The organism is Marivirga tractuosa DSM 4126, assembly GCF_000183425.1.
GTDB lineage: Bacteria > Bacteroidota > Bacteroidia > Cytophagales > Cyclobacteriaceae > Marivirga > Marivirga tractuosa.
Genome location: NC_014759.1, coordinates 1,623,857 through 1,644,375, shown reverse-complemented (window position 1 = coordinate 1,644,375; position 20,519 = coordinate 1,623,857). Strand labels below are relative to the sequence as shown.

The 20,519-nt window shown below is 34.5% G+C and carries 18 protein-coding genes; 5 read left to right on the top strand and 13 right to left on the bottom strand.

Translation table 11 applies throughout. From position 1 onward, the window contains the following. Nucleotides 1-56 precede the first annotated feature (56 nt). Nucleotides 57-1,961: an ABC-F family ATP-binding cassette domain-containing protein gene (locus tag FTRAC_RS06785; RefSeq protein WP_013453495.1), complete on the top strand. Its 1,905-nt coding sequence runs from the start codon at nucleotides 57-59 to the stop codon at nucleotides 1,959-1,961. Between the two features lie 131 nt (nucleotides 1,962-2,092). Here the strand turns inward: FTRAC_RS06785 and FTRAC_RS06780 are convergent, their stop codons facing one another. The 10 genes from FTRAC_RS06780 to FTRAC_RS06735 form a co-directional block, all read right to left on the bottom strand. Further along, the gene (locus FTRAC_RS06780) at nucleotides 2,093-4,027 is read right to left on the bottom strand and encodes a tetratricopeptide repeat-containing sensor histidine kinase (RefSeq protein WP_013453494.1); all 1,935 of its coding nucleotides are present in this window, start codon (nucleotides 4,025-4,027) and stop codon (nucleotides 2,093-2,095) included. Nucleotides 4,028-4,034: 7 nt separating this feature from the next. Continuing rightward, nucleotides 4,035-4,391, bottom strand: a complete 357-nt coding sequence (locus FTRAC_RS06775; RefSeq protein ID WP_013453493.1) for a hypothetical protein — start codon at nucleotides 4,389-4,391, stop codon at nucleotides 4,035-4,037. Between the two features lie 381 nt (nucleotides 4,392-4,772). Beyond that, complete coding sequence (locus tag FTRAC_RS06770) at nucleotides 4,773-5,933, bottom strand: outer membrane beta-barrel protein (RefSeq protein WP_081457018.1); 1,161 nt, start codon at nucleotides 5,931-5,933, stop codon at nucleotides 4,773-4,775. 20 nt (nucleotides 5,934-5,953) lie between these two features. Continuing rightward, nucleotides 5,954-6,613: a hypothetical protein gene (locus tag FTRAC_RS06765; RefSeq protein WP_013453491.1), complete on the bottom strand. Its 660-nt coding sequence runs from the start codon at nucleotides 6,611-6,613 to the stop codon at nucleotides 5,954-5,956. Further along, on the bottom strand, nucleotides 6,600-7,178 hold the full coding sequence (locus FTRAC_RS06760) for an RNA polymerase sigma factor (protein ID WP_013453490.1): 579 nt from the start codon (nucleotides 7,176-7,178) through the stop codon (nucleotides 6,600-6,602). The genes FTRAC_RS06765 and FTRAC_RS06760 overlap by 14 nt, the downstream gene beginning before the upstream one ends. Before the next feature lie 200 nt (nucleotides 7,179-7,378). Continuing rightward, nucleotides 7,379-8,098, bottom strand: a complete 720-nt coding sequence (locus FTRAC_RS06755; RefSeq protein WP_013453489.1) for an NAD(P)H-binding protein — start codon at nucleotides 8,096-8,098, stop codon at nucleotides 7,379-7,381. A gap of 123 nt (nucleotides 8,099-8,221) precedes the next feature. Beyond that, nucleotides 8,222-8,854, bottom strand: coding sequence for a response regulator transcription factor (locus FTRAC_RS06750; RefSeq protein ID WP_185094443.1), 633 nt, complete (start codon nucleotides 8,852-8,854; stop codon nucleotides 8,222-8,224). Next, nucleotides 8,844-9,602 (bottom strand): sensor histidine kinase, encoded by a 759-nt coding sequence (locus tag FTRAC_RS06745; protein WP_013453487.1) that lies wholly within the window; start codon nucleotides 9,600-9,602, stop codon nucleotides 8,844-8,846. Before FTRAC_RS06745 ends, FTRAC_RS06750 begins: the two co-directional genes overlap by 11 nt. Next, nucleotides 9,578-10,225, bottom strand: coding sequence for a hypothetical protein (locus FTRAC_RS06740; protein WP_013453486.1), 648 nt, complete (start codon nucleotides 10,223-10,225; stop codon nucleotides 9,578-9,580). Before FTRAC_RS06740 ends, FTRAC_RS06745 begins: the two co-directional genes overlap by 25 nt. Continuing rightward, complete coding sequence (locus FTRAC_RS06735) at nucleotides 10,222-10,719, bottom strand: hypothetical protein (RefSeq protein WP_013453485.1); 498 nt, start codon at nucleotides 10,717-10,719, stop codon at nucleotides 10,222-10,224. The genes FTRAC_RS06740 and FTRAC_RS06735 overlap by 4 nt, the downstream gene beginning before the upstream one ends. 215 nt (nucleotides 10,720-10,934) lie before the next feature. Between FTRAC_RS06735 and FTRAC_RS06730 the strand changes: the two genes are divergently transcribed. From FTRAC_RS06730 to FTRAC_RS06720, 3 genes are all read left to right on the top strand, one after another. After that, on the top strand, nucleotides 10,935-11,675 hold the full coding sequence (locus FTRAC_RS06730) for a LiaF transmembrane domain-containing protein (RefSeq protein WP_013453484.1): 741 nt from the start codon (nucleotides 10,935-10,937) through the stop codon (nucleotides 11,673-11,675). Between the two features lie 101 nt (nucleotides 11,676-11,776). After that, on the top strand, nucleotides 11,777-12,724 hold the full coding sequence (locus FTRAC_RS06725) for a sensor histidine kinase (protein ID WP_245546031.1): 948 nt from the start codon (nucleotides 11,777-11,779) through the stop codon (nucleotides 12,722-12,724). Further along, entirely contained in the window at nucleotides 12,721-13,455 is a 735-nt protein-coding gene (locus tag FTRAC_RS06720) for a LytR/AlgR family response regulator transcription factor (RefSeq protein WP_013453482.1), read from the top strand. The genes FTRAC_RS06725 and FTRAC_RS06720 overlap by 4 nt, the downstream gene beginning before the upstream one ends. A 349-nt stretch (nucleotides 13,456-13,804) precedes the next feature. On the opposite strand, the gene FTRAC_RS06710 is transcribed toward FTRAC_RS06720, so the two are convergent. Beyond that, the gene (locus FTRAC_RS06710; RefSeq protein WP_013453480.1) at nucleotides 13,805-15,214 is read right to left on the bottom strand and encodes an MBL fold metallo-hydrolase; all 1,410 of its coding nucleotides are present in this window, start codon (nucleotides 15,212-15,214) and stop codon (nucleotides 13,805-13,807) included. A 326-nt stretch (nucleotides 15,215-15,540) separates the two neighbouring features. Next, nucleotides 15,541-16,920, bottom strand: coding sequence for an MBL fold metallo-hydrolase RNA specificity domain-containing protein (locus FTRAC_RS06705; RefSeq protein WP_013453479.1), 1,380 nt, complete (start codon nucleotides 16,918-16,920; stop codon nucleotides 15,541-15,543). 72 nt (nucleotides 16,921-16,992) lie between these two features. Here FTRAC_RS06705 and FTRAC_RS06700 point away from each other — a divergent pair, with 72 nt between their 5' ends. Then, entirely contained in the window at nucleotides 16,993-17,970 is a 978-nt protein-coding gene (locus tag FTRAC_RS06700) for a hypothetical protein (RefSeq protein WP_013453478.1), read from the top strand. Between the two features lie 39 nt (nucleotides 17,971-18,009). Here FTRAC_RS06700 and FTRAC_RS06695 read toward each other — a convergent pair whose 3' ends face one another. Continuing rightward, entirely contained in the window at nucleotides 18,010-20,499 is a 2,490-nt protein-coding gene (locus FTRAC_RS06695) for a PspC domain-containing protein (protein ID WP_013453477.1), read from the bottom strand. Nucleotides 20,500-20,519: the final 20 nt, after the last annotated feature.

Genomic DNA, 20,519 nt, shown 5'->3' with positions numbered 1-20,519 from the left:
TTCAACTATTCGCTCAAAGCATTTTATCCTGACAAAATCCCACTTAATTTTGCATCATGCTTTCTATTAATAATTTAGACTACTACATAGGCGACAGAGCCTTATTTAATAATGCTTCCCTTCATATTAAGCCAAAGGATAAAATTGGATTGATAGGACTCAACGGACAAGGTAAATCTACTTTGCTCAAGATCATCAATGGGGATGTTACTCCCGATAAAGGTGAAGTCCAAATGAGTAAAGATTGCACCATTGGTTTCTTAAACCAGGATTTACTTTCCTTTCAATCGGATGATAGCATTTTGCATGTAGCCATGCAGGCTTTTAAAGAAGCCTTAAAATTGCAGGAGAAAATAGAAATCATTTTAAAGAAGATGGAAGAAGATTATTCTGATGATTTAGTAGATAAATTGACTAAAGCTCAGGAGAAATATGAGATGATGGAAGGCTACAGCTTGCAAGCTAAAGCAGAAGAAATTTTGGAAGGAATTGGATTTAAAACGGAAGACCTAAGCCGACCATTAAAGACTTTTTCAGGTGGTTGGAGAATGCGCGTGATGCTGGCAAAACTCCTATTAGAAAAGCCCTCTCTTTTGATGCTGGATGAGCCCACTAACCACTTAGACTTGCCATCTATACAATGGATTGAAAATTACCTAAAGTCTTATGAAGGCGCTTATATTATCGTTTCTCACGATAGAGAGTTTTTGGATCGAACAATTGATATCACAGTTGAAGTTGACCAACAGCAACTGAATTTATATTCTGGTAATTGGAGCTTTTATAATGAAGAAAAAGCGCTTAGAGCTGAGTTGCAACAAAATGCTTATGAAAATCAGCAGCAGAAAATAAAGCAGACAGAACAATTCATCAACCGTTTCCGCTCAAAAGCCACCAAAGCTAAGCAGGTGCAATCCAGAGTGAAAGCCTTGGACAGAATGGATAAAGTGGATGCTGTTGTCGACAACAATGCTACCATCAATTTTAGCTTTAACATCAATAATAAATCAGGTCGCCACATTGTCAGATTGAATGAAGTCTCTAAATCTTATGGTGACATCAAAATCTTAGAGGGTGCAGATGCTCATATAGAACGAGGTGATAAGATTGCATTAATTGGTGCAAACGGAAAAGGTAAGTCTACATTGCTCAGAATCATAGCTGGGGAAGAAAAGCATGAAGGAAAACGTGAAGAAGGCTATAATGTAGAATTTGGCTTTTTTGCGCAGCATCAGCTAGAGTCACTGAATGTACAAAATGAGATTTTAGATGAACTGAAACAAGCGGGAAGTGACAGAACTGAAATGGAGTTGAGAAATCTTTTAGGTTGTTTTCTTTTCAGAGATGAAGAAGTTTTTAAAAAGATTAAGGTTCTTTCTGGGGGAGAGAAATCTCGTGTTGCTTTATCTAAAACCATGATTTCCAATGCCAATTTCTTACTGTTGGATGAGCCGACCAACCACCTGGATATGCAGTCAGAGAATATCTTGATTCAGGCATTGCAGCAATATGAGGGTTCTTTTATTACGGTTTCCCACAATAGGTATTTTGTATCGAATGTAGCAAATAAAATCTGGTGGATAGAAGATTATCAGGTAAAGGAATATCCTGGCACTTATGATGAATTTCAAGATTGGTTTGCCAAAAGAGAAGCTTCAAAAGCAGAAGACAAAGCATTCGAAGAAGAACTGAAAAAAGAACAGAAAAAGGAAAAGCAAGCTAAGCCCAGACATCAGCCAGAAGATGCAGAACTAAAAGCCAAGCAAAAAGAGTTATCTAAGCTTGAAGCAAGTATTGAGAAGCTGGAAGCAGATAAGAAAGTACTGGAAGAAGAATTGGCTAAACCTTCTGTCTACGGAAATCCTGATAAGCTATTTGAAGTGAATCAGGAATTTGAGAAAGTGAATAAACAGTTGGAAGAATTAACGGAAGAGTGGGAGAGTTTGGCTATGGAGATGTAAGCCAGCCCCCTAACCCCCAAAGGGGGAACAGACAGAGATCAAGAACAGCAATAAATAAATTATTTATCGCTATTTGCTAAATCATGTGAAACAATGAAGTCTCAAAATAAAATACAGAGGCTTTTCAGGGCTTATATTCCCCCTTTGGTGGTTAGGGGGCTGTAATCCGGTAAATAAACAATAAAAGTAGTGCCTCTGTGTATTTGACTTTCAATTTCTAATTTGCCCTTATTCATTTGCGTAAATTCCTTCACCAACTGAAGCCCTAAGCCAACTCCTTTTTCTCCCTTTGTTCCCTTACTTCTAGCAAATTGGTTCTCAGCTAAAAGCATGTCTATTTTTTCTTGAGCCATCCCCATGCCGGTATCTTTCACTTTAATTGCTATAAAGCCATCTTTTTTCTCTGCGCTAAGTTCTATCGATCCACCATCCTCAGTGAATTTTAGCGCATTGCTTACCAGATTTCGGAAAATAGTTTTAACGCTATTTTCATCTGCCCAAGCCGCCAAATCTGTCGTTATTTCAGATCTTAAACTTATTTTTTTATTCTCTGCAGTATTGAAAAATAAATCGATTAATTCAGCTGAAAGTTGATGGATGTATAGTTTCTCGGGCAGGTAAGGAACGCTCCCTTTTTGAGTGACGGACCAATCAAGCAGATTGGTCAATAAATTTGACATGTTGTTGATGGTCTTATTCAGTACTTGGTGAATATCCAAAAGATCCTTTTTGTCTTGCTTTTCAATGCTCATTTTCATGATGGCGGATAATCCTTTGAAAGAATTCACTGGTCCCATCAAATCATGTGCAATAATAGAAAGAAACTTTTCTCTGGTTTCATTAATGGCTTCCAATTGATCACGTTGTGCCTCAGCTTCTTCTTTCCTTTCTTTTAATATTAAGTTCAGCGTTTGTTTTCTTCTGCTATTTCGGTAGTACAAAAAGCTGGCAATGGCTAATAGAATAATGATGATTGCCATAGAAGCAAAAATGATATACTGGTTCTTTTGCTCCGCTTTTAAGAGCTCAATTTCAGTTTCCCTCTGGTTAACCTCGTATTCAGTTCTCATATCTGCTATTTCCCGAATCTTTTCTTCACTATTGATGCTGTCTCGGTAAATTAAGTACTGACTTTGATGAAAATAGGCTTTTTGGAAATCATCTTTAGCATCATACAATTCGGATAATTTGAGATTGGCATCCCGGATTTGCTCTTTCAACGAATGTTCTTTAGAAACCTCCAGACTATGCTCAGCATATTCTATAGCACGTTCTAAATCATTATTTTCTTTATAAATATCGGCAATATATAGGTCGTAAACGGCTATGGGATAAAAATCACCCATGTCTCTTAGGATGACAGTAGCTAATTCCATTTTGTTTTTGGCAACTTGGTGTTCCCCTTTTAAGGCATGCACCATGCCCATATTACCTAGATTGTAGGCTGTACCGATTAAGTATTCTACTTCTTGAAATATTTTACCTGATTCTTCGAAGTACAGTAGAGCAGAATCTAGTTTTTTGGCATTTAGATATTCATCTCCTGCATTTAATAGAATTGTTGCTAAAGTGACGGAGTCTTGACCTTGACGTAGGATTTCAATTGCTTTTTTATAGTAAAGAGCAGAGTTTTTATGATTGTTATTGACAGAATAGACATCTGCCAGTGCTGCATATGCACCGCCCATACCAGCTTGATAATTGGCTTTCTCCGCTGCTTTTAGAGCTTTGAATAAAGAATTAATCGCTTCTGTGTAGTCGCCTATTTTTCTTAATGTCTGTCCTTTTTGGAGAAAACCTCTATGTATAAACAGTTGATTGTTTAGCTCTTTAGCTAAATCAATCAACTGTTCCGAATATCTAAGCCTTAAAGAAGGTTTTCGTTCATTAAAGGCTAATTCACGTAATACTTCTAAACGTATTGTATCAGGTAAATTTTTCTTATTCTCTATCTGTAATAAACTATCAACAAGTTGTTGATTTTGAGCTTTTATCCCAATAATATAAATAATTGAGAAACTAACAGTTAATAGTAATTTTAATAGAGTGTTGAAACTAACATTCACTTTCCTATTATGTATTTATATCCAATTTGGGATCATCCACAAAAGTATCATTCCCTATTTTATAAGTAATACTATAAGATTCAGAACCTGTTGCATCTGGGCTTACAGTTCCCGACCAATCGGAAGCTGGATCATTTGGATTTACGGGAGCAGGGTCCACTGAAAAAATATCTTGGCTACCAGGTTTTGCAGTAATTCCTGTTATTTGGTCTATTCCTCCATTGGGAACTAGTTTCCAGGTAACCGTATCGCCAGGATTTACATTGGTAGTGATGTTATCCTTACCGGAGTGACCTTCATTATCTGTTAAGTAAAGGCGGTTATTGCCTTCTTGTTTACTGATGTTGATGATTTCTGTTGACATAGATGATTGTTTTGGTGTTTAAGTGAAATTAAATATACAATCTTTAATATAAAGGTTGAGAAATATTCGATAGAAAGTTTTAAAGTTTAGATGTAACAACACATAAAATGGATTCAAGGAATAGAAAAGAGCATAACATTTAGTCTATGCTGTTTTTGGTCTTCACCATGTGATTCCATGGTCGGTGGCACACCGACCATCTCTGCCAATCAGCTGCCTTTTCTGCTTCCGACCGGTGTGCCACCGACCGGGGCTATCATTTAAGCAATTAGCTACCATAGCTTTTTATACAGTAGACATAAAAAAACAGCGTAAATTTTGATTTACGCTGTCTTAAATTATAAATTCTATTATCTTTTAATCTATCATCTTAAATCTCTTTTAAAATATCACCCCGAAGGAAATCGCTCTTAGCGGATAGTCAGCTTCTGGTCCTCTGTCTTCTATAAAGATCGGACTTAAATCGTAAGTAGCGAATAAATCCACACCTTTCCATCCTACTTGTGCTTTTAAGCCATATTTCCAGTTATTGATATGGAAATTATTTTTCACAACATCTTTGCCGTTGTCATCATATTTGAATTTTGATTTACTCGCAATTCTATAGCTTCCGAATGGCCCTGCACCTATTCTGAAGGCATTGCTACTTTTTCCGAAATGGAACATAGGTACCACATTTAAATTCAGATAAGTAATATTCAATTTACTTCTTGTAGGGTTGATGTCTGGTCTTGCAAGATCAGTATCTAGTAATTCTACTTGCTCAGGGCCTTTGATAAATTGATAATTATTGTCAGCCAGCGCAAAATTGTTCCATAGTAATCCTAATTGAAAATTGAATTTCACAAATGGACTAACCGATATTTTATGGTTGGAATGGATTCCATAAGTCCATGATGTTAAAGGATCTAAAGCAAAATCTTTGTTGTCAGTATCAGGAAATTGATTGCTAGAATTTAAATAGTTGTTCAATCCCATTGAAAAATCAATATCATGATCATGTCTTATGAAACGGTTTTTATCTTTTTCAACCACTTTTGCTTCGTTAAAGGCTGTTTTGAACTCCTCTTTTAATTCTTTACTCAAGTTAATTTCCTCTTTTGATTTAGAAGACGTGATATTTTTATCTTTATCAAATATCCTCCCAATTACAAAAGGGATATCAGCATCATCTCTATAATCTCTTATGAAACCTATACCTGATTCAGGTATGTTAGTGGTAGAAGCAGTACCAGAAAAACCATCATTGCAATCTACTTTAAGCGTAATAGCTTCTATTTCACCGTTTATATATTCTAGGTTTTCATAGGTGATGTCGATATTTAATTCTTCAGCCTCTGATTTAAATTCTTCTAGTTCAGATTTTGTAGTAGACTTAAATATTCTTACTATAAACACTTCTCCATCTTGCTTTTGAGTATTCTCTGTCTCTGCAACTTTAGATATCAAGTCGCTATTTTCTGAGCTTAAATTTTGTCCGTAGCCAAGTGCACCGAAAAGGCTGAGACAAACTACCATCGATATTTTTATTAAATTTTTCATCTTTGTCTTTGTTTTAATTATTAATTATTTCCCTTGCGGTTAAATTGTAGTGCAGAAGCAAACAGTTCGTTTTTTGCACTTCTCAATTCCGCTAAACTGAATTCACTGGCCAGTGATTTAAGCTTGTTATTACTTTTTACTATTAAATTCTCTTCTTTTTTACTTTCTGCATAAGCATAATGAATTTCCACAATCACTTTATTTTCATGCTTTTGAGGTGAAAGTTTTAATTCAGGTATCCTATCGATATTAAGATCCGCTTCAAATCCTTTTACCTTTTCTATTGAAGCCATTCTATTAAAATCTTCAACCACAATCTTTTCTTGTGTAAATGACTTTACAGATGGTGCTACCTTTTGTTTTTGAGCCGCTATTTGCTTAGGTTCTTCTTTTACAATTTCTGGCTTTGCCATACCATCATTTTCTGCAAAACTAAGCTGAGCATTGTTTAACTCAATTTTAGCTAAGCTCACTTCTTCAGATTGATTAAAATTATACACCAAACCGAATGATAAAACTAAAAGTATGCTAACACTTGCGGCTATCATCCACGGGAATCCCTTCTTTTGCTTCTTCCCTTTCATTTGGGCTTGCACTTTTGCAAAAGCATCTGCTGAAACTGGCTCGCTATAGCGATCTAGTTTCTGCTTAAATAATTGATCTATTTTATGAGTTTCCATGACTTATTGCTATTTCTTGTTCCATTTCCGCCAAGCGTTTTTGCAAGTAAACTCTTGCTCTGCTCAACTGCGATTTGGACGTATTTTCATTAATTTTTAACTGTTCGGCTATCTCCTTATGAGAAAAACCTTCAATGGCATAGAGGTTAAAAACCGTTCTATAACCCACCGGTAGCTCTGCAATCATTTGCATTAAATCTTCTGTTTGCAGATGATCTTCCATGGCATCCAAATTTGGTAAATGATGTGCTTCTTCTATATCCATATTCAGTTGCATGTTTTTATGTTTCCGAAGATATTGTAAAGATTCATTGACCATGATGCGCTTCATCCAGCCTTCAAAATTCCCTTCTCCTGTGTATTGACCAATACGCTCGAAGATTTTTGTGAAAGCAGTTATCATTACCCCCTCTGCTTCCAAAACGTCTTTCACGTATCTTCTGCAAAGGCCTAACATCTTTCCGGAGTATTTGTCAAACAAGGCTTGTTGTGCACTTGCTTTTTGCTTAATGCATCCTGCTATTAAGTCTTCTTCCGTTTTAGATTTGTTGATAAACACTTTCATTTTTGCTGGTTACATCAAGAAGATGCAGTTCGATTGCGATCGGTTGCGTGGGTTGTTAAAGTTTTTTTGAAATTTAGTGAAAATAATGCTTTAAAGTAGATTTAGGAAGATTATTTCTGTGTTCTGGCTTTTGTAATTTGTATATGGTTCTTGCAAATATGGATCCGCTGAACTTAAATTTCAGATTAGATTGAATATTTCTATTCGTTATAAATCACTGGCATCTGTCCTTTCCACTCATTCCATAAAGCATTATTTTGCATTAATTGAGCAATGAAATGGGCTACATTTATCCTGCTTGTTTCACCAGGATTGAAAATAGCACTTCTGATAGGAGAAGGGTGTAGACTGTAATGCGACACCTCTTTTTCATTGATAAGAGCATCAGGTCTGACGACTACCCATTCAATTTTAGGGTTATTATGACCAACTTTTAGTCTTAGATAATCAGATGCCTTTTCATTATCAGCTTGAGGTGGAATTAGAAAACGAATGAGGGCAACTACAACTTTTTGTGCTGGTGAAATCTCTTCACATTTGTCTCTATTTTGATTTCCAACCGTATTCATCAAAACAAATTTTGTAGCCTGTGAAGGATTCTTTTTTAATATAGCTTCGCAAATGAGTTGAACAGCATTGGTAACTAGTTTGCGAGGCTTACCAAATATTCCTTTAAGTGTCAAATTATGTCCTAAACAGCAGGCAAATGCATCACAATCTGAAACGATTTCAGTCATTTCCTCTACTTTCATTTCCGAGATATTCCTGTGGATAATATGGAGTTTTTTGTGTTGATTCCATGATTCAGGAATATTTGAATGAGGTCGGATAATGATTTTCACTTCTTTTTTGGCAGCTAATAATTGTTCTGTTAACTGTTTACCTGTGGCTCCGCTAGCTCCTACAATTAAGGTTTTCATTGATTTGTAGTTTTTGAGTATAACACAAGTAAAGTATTTTAATCAGGAAAGTTAGTCCTCTAAAATTTAAAATTCAGTTGAACACTTGCTATTAATCCTGTAAAGCATAAAGCCACTATGTCTTCAAATATTATGTTCATGAGCAAAAGCAATTAACCCAGCCGAATTATTAACCTCTAGCTTTTGTATAATATTTTTTCGGTGTGTTTGAATGGTTAATACAGAAAGGAAAATTTTATCCGCTATTTCTTGATTGGTTAATCCTTTTTTGAGCAGTTGGATAATTTCTATTTCCCTTCTTGAAAGTTTATATTTCTTCAGAAAATCATCAGAAAAATTTTCAAGAGGTTCAGTTTGTTTTAGGATGTGATTTATATTGAACTCATAGCGTTTTTCCATTACTTCCTTAATTGTATAAAGTAATTCTTCAGGTTCTGCATCTTTCAATAAATAGGCATCAACCTTCAGATTTTTAGCTTCTTCCACTAACTTTTCATCGGCATAGGTCGAAAGGATGATGAGTTTAGTTTTAAGACTTAAAGCTTGAATCTGCTTAATGGCACCTATTCCATCTAATTCTGGCATATTTAAGTCAATTAATGCTAGATCCGTTGCTTCATTTTTCAATTCCTTCACTAATGCTTTGCCATTATGAACAATTGCTTTGATTTCAATTTCATCTGATTGTCCTAAAATATTGGATAAGCCCTGAGCAAAAAGTTTATGATCATCGGCTATAATTGTGCTAATTTGCATATTTTCCATCGTTGATAGTTATTCTAAAAATGCTTCCTTTATTTTGACTAGATTTTATTTCTAAATCAGCTCCAATTAGTGAAGCTCTTGCTTTAATGTTTTTTATTCCCGTCCCTAATGAAGCGGTTTTAACATCAAATCCTCTTCCATTATCATTAATTTCCAATAGCTTTTCATCCATAAATACTTGAATTTGATTAGCTTCGGCATGTTTCAATATATTTTGTATGATCTCCTGAATCATGCGATAAACCAAAATATAATCTTCTTTATTCTTTAGGATTAATTCTGATTTCAGATTCAGTTGCAGATTGTATTTGTTGCTTGATTCCAAGCTTTTAGCAGTGTTTTGTATAAATGCAGTTAAATTGATATTTTCAGTCCAAGTAAGGTTTAAGGTATGTGAGATATTCCTTAAATCATGAATAGCAGTCCCAATTAATTTGCGAGATTCACGAATTTGTTGATCCTGAGCATTCATTAAGTTTAGCTTAATGAGAGATAGAATTTGGCCGATATTATCATGTAACTCCCTGCCCACATAGTCCAAAGTTTCTTCCTGCATTTCCATTTGCGCCCGCATGATTTCTTCTTGGTATTTTTGCTTGAGTTTAGCAATGTTTTTCTGATGTCTCAACACTCTTTTTTGATGGATGAAGAGCATTATGATTATAAAAGAGATTATAATCAACAGCATAATGGAGCTGACAATAACGGTAAAAACTATTTCCGACTGGTCTTCAAACATAATGCACCTATCAAAAAGATACTGTAAGTTAACACATTATTTATTCGAATAATCATCAATAGGTTATCACTATATTCTTTACTGAAATCCTGAAAGTTTAATCTGACCATAAAATAAGCGAAATTTCCCAAGAAGAAAATCAAGAAACCTATCACATTGTAAAAATGTGGGTTTAGATGTAGCGGCTCATCCAATTGTTGCATCAGGTAATAGAGAAACAAAAATAATAAGGGAGTAATAATTATATCTCCAAATATTATTGTTTGATAACTGAAAATAGAAAATCCGTGAAGAATAAATATGTTATAAATGGCAAATGCAGTAAAAATCACCCCTACTAAAACATATAATTTTTTAGTAAAATTAGGAGTTATAGAATTCAAATAGAAGATAATGATCGGTATTGAAACTATCATGTAGGTATTATATACCCAACTATTATTTTCTTTTACAATAAAACTACCTGTATAATCCGATATAATTGTTAGGAAGAAATAGGCTGTTATACCTAGTTCTTCCTTCCTTGGGTGCTTTATTTTTATCAATTTATAGATGTAAACTAATGTGATACACAATAAAATGACCAAATAAGTTAGCACTAATGGGTTTCTTTCACTGATCATAATTTATTTCCATCACACTCAAAAGGGCACAATGAGCCATAATCATAAATCACATCATCTGAACTCATACCAATAGCTATTTTATTATTATCCGATATTTGGTCTATTGGCACATCATCTACCACTGTTCCATCAGGGCGCGTCCAACTACCAGATTTTGTGCCTACTAAAATTGTGGTGGATTTATCTTTAGGACCGATACTAGTTCCATCTTGTAGTTTTTCGAGATGATTTCCCAAGTAAATGCGTACCCCATCACAGCCTTCAGCTTGTCTAAATAATTCATCCAAGACATCCTTACTGAACCAAACACTTTTAGTGTCTTCAAAACCTTTCTGAGGGTTTTTAGGGTCTTTGTACTCTCTTTTGATCAATTTTCGAACGCGAGTGTCAAATTTTGCCACCATTTTTGTAGCATCCCCAACCGAAATTTCATGATCTTTCGGATTGGCTTTATTCTTATCCGAAGAGGATAGTGAGATTAGTTTTGGCATAGTATTTAATTTTTTAGTTTAACCAAAATAAGCTCAATTGTAATTAAAAACAAATACCTATAAGTGGGTAAAGTGAATAGAATTCAAAAACATCTTGATTTTTTCACCGACCCATTTCTGCTGATTACCGAGTTTTCAGTTTTCTTAACCTATTCATAAAAGTTTATTAAAGATTAACATACTAGGTTTGTTTCATCATTTAAAATTAATTTATTATGAAAAACAAAAAGCAACACTCAGGCAGAAATAACATATCATTTGGTGTAGTCCTTTTGATAATTGGTAGTATTCTATTGCTAGATAGAATGGATATTATTGAATTCAGTTGGGTTTTTAGTTGGCCATTTCTTTTAATCGGAGTGGGAATTTATTCCATTGTTAGACATGGGGCCAGCAATGGTTTTGGATTGTTTATGATCTTATTTGGAAGTTTTTTTCTTGTAAGGAGAGAAAACTTTATTCCTGTTGAATATTATGATTATCTATTACCAGGAGGGATTATTTTAGTAGGATTGTATCTGGTATTTAGCCGAAGCACCAAGTTTGGATTTTCTAAAATAGATAGTGATAAAGAGTTCGATGAAAATATTGGGGTTTCTGATGCCAAAGTAGTGGAAAGTGATTATATCAGAGCAGAGGCGGTTTTTGCTTCTGTGCAAAGAAGATTGATTACCAAGGATTTTAAAGGCGGAAAAATAACCACTGCATTTGGTGGGGCAGATATTGACTTATCTAAAGCTGAAATTCAAGATAGCGCAGTTTTAAATGTTGAAGTGACTTTTGGCGGATTAAAACTGATTATTCCACCACATTGGGAAATTCAAGCGGATGTAAGCAATGTGTTTTCAGGCATCGAGGATAAAAGAGCATTTCCTTCAGTTGAGGCAGCAGATAGAAAAATCTTGTATATAAAGGGCTCGGTTAGTTTTGGTGGTTTAGAGTTTAAATCCTATTAAATTTACAAATGTTTTTACAATTCATAAGGCATCGGAATAAAGCGTGGATTAAGCTTCTGAGTATCCTTTTACTTTGGTTAAGCTTATGCACGCTTTTATTGATGCACTATGGACTCCAATTCCCTTCTGCATTAATCGATAGTACAATTTTCAGTTTGCTATTATTGCTTGGATTTATGTTGTTGGAAAATATTTTCAGATTTTATTTACCCACCAAAAGCAATGTGATCCTTGTTTTTATACTCCCCTTTATTTTGTCCTTAGTAATTCTGTTTTTAGGAGATTTTCTGATAAAATGGGGTATTCCAGAGGCCTTCTTTAATGCTGAATTCCTCAACTCTATTTTTATAATTCGAGGATTCATTATCCTGCTAATTTTTACTGCCTATTCTTTGATGTTAAATTTTCAAGGGAAACTGGAAGAGCAAGCAGCTGCTGAAGACAGGGAGATTAAAATGCAACAGATGGCTAAAGAAGCAGAGCTTTACCAATTACGCCAACAATTACAGCCCCATTTTTTATTTAACAGCTTAAATTCCATTAGCGCACTGGTAAAAGCGAAACCCGAGAAAGCCAGAGAAATGGTATTGCAACTATCGGATTTTCTAAGGGGAACCATACAAAAGGAAGCTAATAAATGGATCAAAGTTGAAGATGAAATTAGCTTTTTAAATCTCTTTGCTGATATAGAAAAAGTTCGTTTTGGACATCGATTACAAGTTAATTTTAAAGTTGAAGAAGGCATAAGAGAATTTAAATTACCTCATTTAATGGTGCAGCCATTATTGGAAAATGCTATAAAACACAGTCTATATGGTTTAACTGGGGAAGTTACCATTCAAGTTAATCTTAAAAAAAGAGAAAAGAACCTTGAAGTAGTAATTAAAAACCCTTTTGATCCACAAGCAGGACAAGTCAAAGGGGCAGGCTTTGGTTTGGAGGCAGTTCGTAGAAGACTTTTTCTTATTTTTGGGAGGTATGATTTATTGAAAACGAATGCAGTATCTCAACAATTTACCGTTGAACTTTTAATACCACAGCTATCATGATTAGAACCATTATTATTGATGACGAACCATTAGCAGCCGGCATAGTCCAAGAATATTTAGCAGAATGCAAGGATTTTGAAATACTAGCTATTTGCCATGATGGCTTTGAAGGTTTAAAGGCAATTCAGCAACATCGTCCTGATTTAATTTTTTTGGATGTGCAGATGCCGAAAATCAGCGGCTTTGAAATGCTAGAGTTGCTGGACGAACTCCCAGCAGTGATTTTTACCACGGCATTTGATGAATATGCATTACAGGCATTTGAAGTTCATGCAATAGATTATTTGCTCAAACCATTTTCTCAAGATAGATTTAAAAAAGCAATTAATAAATACAAGCAAAGTGGTTTAGCTCAAAATGTTGAAGGCTTATTGCAAAATGAGTTAATAGACGCAAAGGAATATTTAAGCAGAATTGTATTAAAGGACCGTAATGATATAAAAATCATTCCAACAAATGATATTAACTATATGGAAGCGAATGATGATTATGTAAATATTTATACAAAAGAAGGGAAGTATTTGAAAAACAAAACCTTGAGTTATTTTGAAAGGAATTTAGATCCTGAGGAATTTGTAAGAGTTCATCGATCTTATGTAGCTAAAATTGCAGAAATTACTAAAATTGAAGCTTATAAGAAGGATAGTCATATACTAATCTTGAAAAGTGGAGAACAAATTCCAGTTAGCAAAACGGGTTATCCAAAGTTGAAGGCTGCTTTAGGGATATAGCTGCCTAGTCCTCACATATTCTAAGCGAGACGCTTAGACTAGATAGGGGCTATTTATCGGTCGGACGGTTCTAACCTTTAGACCGAGGGAGCCCTACTACTAGTTCAAGCGTCCGCTAGGAACATTTCAGCATGAAAATGCTTTTAATTTTAAAATCTCTAATTTTCTACGATAAAAGCACAAGCGGACGCTTGCGCTATAGTATTCCAGTTCAATTCGGCTTCTAGTTCAAGCGTCCGCTTGGACTTTCTTAGATTAAAAAAAACTAAAATACCAGATTTGTCACTAGAGCTTAATTTATAAGTAAAATTCAAGCCATAACTTGAAGCTATGGCTTGAATAAAATAATTTATAATAAAGTAGTGGGACATACATATTCCGAAACAGGGATATTAGTTTCCTTTATTCCCTTAAAGCCATCTCTAACATCTACAAAATTATCCCAATCTCTAGCTTTCAATATGGACGAAGCCAACATACTTCTGTAGCCGCCAGCACAGTGAATAATAAATGCTTTGTCTTTAGGGAGTTCTGCTAAATGTGAATTGATTTGATTTAGTGGGATATTTTGCGCTCCTATGACATGTTCTGAATCAAACTCACTTTTCTTTCTGATATCAATAATCAAAGGAGATGCCTCCATAATTTCAGCTAGTACTTTTGCATCTATCCTCTTTATTTTGTCAATTTCTTTGTGAGCATATTTCCAGCTATTAAAACCTCTATCCAAATACCCAATAGTATGATCGTATCCCACACGTGATAGTCTGATCATGGCTTCCTCCTCTTTTCCTTCCTCACAAACCAATAATATCTTTTGTTGTATGTCAGGAATCATTTCTCCTACCCACATGGCAAAGTTTCCATCCAATCCTATATTAATACTGTTGGGAATAAAACCTTTGGCGAAGTCTTCGGCATTTCTGGTATCCAAAACCAATGCACCCGTTTCATTGGCGGCTGCTTCAAATGCCTCAGGGCTTAAAGGCCGTTTAGCTTTTTCCATTATAGTGTCAATGCTTTCATAGCCTTGAATGTTCATCAAAACATTTTTAGGGAAATAGCCAGGTGGAGGAGTTAGTCCAGTTAATAATTGCTCAATAAACTCTTCCTTGTCCATTGGCTGTAATGCGTAATTGGTTTCTTTTTGATGCCCTAAAGTATCAGTGGTTTCCTTACTCATCATTTTACCGCAAGCACTTCCAGCTCCGTGATTCGGATACACCATCAAATGGTCAGCTAATGGAAGAATTTTATTGTGCAATGAATCATACAAATAACCTGCTAGTTTCTCTTCTGTTAAATCTTCAATAACATGCTGAGCCAAATCAGGTCTTCCTACATCTCCAATAAATAAAGTATCCCCTGTGATGATTCCATGGTCATCGCCATTTTCATCTATCAACAGATAGGTAGTGCTTTCCATGGTGTGACCTGGTGTGTGCAATACTTTAATTTTATAGTTCCCTACTTCAAATATATCATTATCCTGCGCCACAATGGCATCAAATTGAGGTCTGGCTGTTGGTCCATATACAATTTTAGCTCCTGTTTTTTTGGCTAAGTCTAAATGACCACTTACAAAGTCTGCGTGGAAGTGTGTTTCAAAAACATACTTAACTTTAGCTTTGTCTTTTGTTGCTCTGTCGATGTACGGTTGCACTTCTCTTAAGGGATCGAAAATTGCGGATTCTCCGTTATTTTCAATATAATATGCTGCATGTGCTAGACATCCTGTGTAGATCTGTTCTATTTTCATGTCTTTTCAGAATTTAGTTTTAATTAAATTTACGTATTGATAATCAGTTAGTTAATAACTTTTGTCGCCTTTTTTGTGAGCTATGATTTTTATCTGCCTATTAATTGATTTTTATCATGATATTTGAGTTCTATCAATATGAATTTTATTAGGTTGGAAAGGCTGAGGTGAAAAGTATTTCATTCCGAAAGCTTTATAGTATAAAATGATTATACTGCTGAAAAAGCTCAGAAGATTGGCAAAAGCACAAGAGGATGTTTGCGCTATAGCAGTCTGATTTATAGGGCCTAGTTCAAGCGTCCGCTTGGACCTGATTGGATTTTAGCTCAAATCCCAGAAAATAGCTCAAAAGATTCCATATAATCCGGAATAAAGACATTTTTAGCTCCCTTTTCCTCTAGTTCAATTTTTAAAGTTTTCATAGCTTCTACTTCCCCATGCACCAGGAATGTAAACTTTAATGCTTCCTCAAATCTAGCATACCAATCCAATAATTCAGTTTGATCAGCATGGGCGGAAAGTCCATCTATTTTAGCAAAATGACATTTGATTGGGATCTCTTCTCCGTAGATTTTTACACTTTCTTTGCCTTCTAATATATCGCGACCTCTAGTTCCGTCAGCCTGAAAGCCTACCATTAGCAATAGGTCATTTTTATTGCCAAGTCTTTTAAACAGATGGCTCAAAATTCTTCCACCTGTCAGCATGCCACTAGCTGAAATTATAATGGCTCTATTTTTCAGCATATCTAATGTTCTGGATTGCTGATGCTCTCTGATATAATGGAAGTTTTTATCGTCAAATATGTCTTTATCTTGTAAACGGTGCTGATCACCGTATTTTTTGTATAAATGAGTAACACTGATTGCCATCGGACTATCCAAATACACTGGGATATGAGGGATTTGACCAGTTCTCATCAGTTCATGTAGATAGAAAAGCAAGTTTTGTGTTCGGCCAACTGTAAATGCTGGAATCATAATGACTCCTTCATTCATATGATCTAAAATATGCTGTTTTAATTCCTCTTGAACTTTAGCTACATCATTTAAGCGATCACCATAGGTAGATTCAAGAAATACCACATCAGAATTTTTGAAAAAAGTAGGAGGGAAGAGCACAGGGTCAGAATTTCTTCCTAAATCACCACTGAAAATAATGTTCTTCTCCTGAGTTGCTCCTTTTAGGATTATTTCCACTGAAGCAGCTCCCAAAATATGACCTGCTGGATAAAATTTCACTTGGATGTTTTCGCTAAGGTCAAATGATTTTTTGAAAGCTTTCGGGATCACTGTTTTTAAAGCAGCTTCAGCATCTTTTTGATCATATAATGCTAAAGGATTAGCGTGTTTAGAATAGCCTTTCTGTTTAGCAAATTCAGCTTCTTCTTCTTGCAATTTGGCAGAATCCATCCACATGATTTCCAACAAATCTGCAGTAGCTTCTGTGCAGAATACATTCTTTTTGTAACCTTGTTTAACCATTCTTGGTACATAGCCAGAATGGTCTAAATGAGCATGTGTAAGAATTATTGCATCAATCTCTTGAACATCAATAGGGAACTCATCCCAGTTTCTTAGTCTAAGTGCTTTTAGTCCTTGGAAAAGTCCACAGTCGATTAAAATTTTGTATTCATCAATTTCTAATAAGAATTTTGAACCTGTGACCGATTGTGCACCTCCTAAAAATTTTACTCTTACATTCATATTTTCTAAAAAATTCCTATTGTTTTAAGGATTTAAAGCAAACTATCAATTTTAACTGAGAACTAAGACAAAATGCAAAGATTATTTATCGGCATATTATTTTATTTAATTAATACATTATGCGTGACTGCCCAAGATTCTATTTTAAATTTTATTGATGATGATAAAAAGGAATTTTTCAGGAATAATGGTTGGGAATTATATTATGGAAGTGACAATATAGAGTTTTACGATTATGTAATTCAAAATGGAGATTTGGTTATAGCAGAGCGTGTGGGAGAGAACTACAAGATCCATTTTTTGAATGAAAGTAGATTGATTGAGAAATCAAAAAGCATAAAAGGAAATAATCATATACCTGGTCTTCCAAAGTTATATATTGATCAGAAAAATATAGCTTTTGCTCCAATGCAAAAATTTGAATGTAGGATTATACCTGAAAAGGAAAGACTTAAGAAAAAGAATCGGCTTTTAAACTGGAACAAACGGAGAAAGGGTGAATTTTTTAATAAGTATTTGCATTATAGGGATTATACTTTTTACAGCTTTGCCAGTTTAGATAGAGAAAATGGCTTTCAAAAAACAGAAATTCAGTATGGCAAAGATGAAAAAAACCTTTCCACATTATATGTAGCCAAAATTAAGAGCGATTATTTATCCTATTCAAATAATGCTGATCGCATAGAGATAGAGTTTTTAGAGAGCCGAATTTTGTTGGTTGATAATTTCAACCATAAATTTTTAGCTTTTGATTTTGACGGAAATAAGCTTTATGAGGTGGATTTTTCTCAATTTGAAGAAAAAAATACTACCACTTATTTAAGTGATGCAAGACTAAGAAAAGATCCGGTCAATGATAATATGTATTTAATTTTCCATAAGGATTTATACCAAATTACTGGGCAAGGAAATACATTTCAATTTGAAAAAATTATTATTAATGGAAATATTATATTTAGCAAATCAAGGGTTTACGATAATTACCTTTACAATCTCTTTTCACTGGATTCAGAAAACGGTAGAGCTATTTATAGAAAGAAACTAGAATAAATTCATGCCATGACCAGGAATCATGGCATGAATGGTTTTTTAATCAGCTGAGACTTTTGCCCCACTGCTGCTACTGCTTTCTAATCGAGGACGTCCTTGGTACGTTATTTTTGATGCACTGCTTGCACTTGCATCCAAGTATCCGGTTACATGAACCTCAGCTTTGGACGCACTGGAAGCATCAACATCAGCATTTTTCACAATTAAGTCAAAGCCTTCCATTTTAGCAGCACTACTTATGTCTAAATCCATACTCTCTACATCTCCTCTCATTTTAACTTTTGAGGCACTTGAAATATCCATGTTTAGATTATTGTAAGTTACATCAGCAATAAGTTTAGCTGCTGAACTTATATCTACTTTAAGCTTATCTCCTTTAAAACCATATAAATTCAATTGAGAAGCTGATGAAAGTTCTAAATGTTTTAGATCCGGTACAGTTATGGTGCATTGTATTTGCGGTACGTTCCCTTTCCAATTCCATGAATCGCTAGAGAAAATATTCCAGTCGAAATCCTCCTTTTCTATATACACTTTTAGTCTTTCATTTTTCACCTCAAATCTAAAATCTTCGAGGTCTTCTTGATCCTCGGCCATTACTTGGAAGTCGTAACCGTTTCCTTGTCTAACTTCAACAAATATGCCAGTGGCTGATGAAATTTTACTAAAATCAGCAATGTCATAAGTTCTAACATAGGCATCACTTGAGAAATTGAAGGGTGTAGTGAAGAAATTATCTGAATCGATATCTTGAGAATAAGTTATACTACTTTTAGTCTTATTCACTTTACAAGTTATGCAGTTTAACCCCTCGTTTTCTTCAAAAACCCATCGGTTGTTATGGATTTGACTTACCGTATATCCATTGATGTAGATAGTATTACGTAAAATATGGCGCAGTTTTCTATTCATCTCAAATTCTTGTCCATAAGGAACATACAAAATCATATTTAAACTTTGCCCTCTAAATGCTGCATCTTCCAAGAATCGTATGTTAGAATCAAACCATAAAATGCTATCATCTTTTAATTCTACGTTGTGGTAAGTCATTTTTGCATTTTGCTCAGCATCAATTCTACTACTACCTTGCGCTCTATATCTTTTCTCAAGTTTTAGTTTATCGCCATCATAGCCTCTGATCTTTAGATTCGTAACATCGTAATCTTCAAAACCAACTTCTTTTAATTTTAATACCGCAACTCTATCTTCAAGATCATATTCATAGGTCTCGTAAACTTCTCCGTCATTTCTGAAATTCAAAGCCGTTGTTGGAATTATGATGGCAGCACCTATCAGACTTACAAACCAAACAGCTAAAAGTGAAAATGATACTGTTCTGTTCATTAACCATTTACGAGCCATTACACTAATTCCTGCAATCATGATGAACAGGGCTGGAATGATCAAAAACAAGAAACTAATCAGTACTAATTCCAATGAAAAAGTATTAGCGATCAACTCATTCGGAATATCAAAAAAGTTGATATTAGATGATTCAATCCATATTCCTTGTGATACAAAAAGAAGTATGATAAATGTAACTCCTAATCCTAAACCAAATAAACTCAATATGATTCCCAGAACAATTCTTGCAGCTTCGACTATAAAATTCAAAACTGGTCCTAAAGCTTTTGCTAATCCATTTAAGATAATAGCAATTAATCGGAACGGGAATAATAAGATTTTTACTAAGGTTGTTTCTTCTCCATTTTCAACTTTCAAGCTACTTTTAATATTTTTTTCAATATTACTTAGCGTTATGGGTGTTCCTTCCATTTGCATTTTTTCTGTAACCGTTTTAGCAGATGGAGTGATAAACCATAGTACTAGGTAAATTATTAAACCAGCTCCACCAGGAATCAGTAGCAAGACAAATAATATCCTAATGACAGCCACATCAGTTCCGAAATAGGAAGCTAAACCTCGAGCTACACCACCAATTACTTTGTTCTCTTGACTACGATAGAGTTTCTTTACCTTTTCATCTTCCTTTAAATCAGGATTTGCAGGTAAGAAAATCCACATGACGATATACGCTAATAAAATAATTGCTGAAGTCGGATGGAAAGGGAATAGTCCTAAAAATCCAAGTATGAAAAGTAACCTGATCCACAGAACATCTATATTAAAATAATGTGCGATACCAGCTGCTACACCTCCAAAAATGTATCTTTTGGTGTCTCTATATAGTTTTTTGGTGCCAGTTGGTTCTTGGCTTTCTGCTTTTTCAGATGTATTCTCTTCAAAAGCTTCATCTGTTTCTTCTGCTTTTTTAAAGTCCTCTATGCTTCCTAATGTAACCATTAGCGCATTTACGTCCTCTAATTCAATGACTTGCTTGTCATCTTTTAATTTAGCTAAGAAGATTTCAGCTATCCGATTTTCAATGTCATTTATAATTTCCTGACTGTCTTTGAAATCAGAAAAATAGCGGTTAATGGCATCCAAATAGTTTTTAAGCTTGTCAAAGCCATCTTCTTCTATATGGAATATTATGCCTCCTATATTTATACTTATATTCTTTTTCATTGCTTTAAAATTAAGATTTT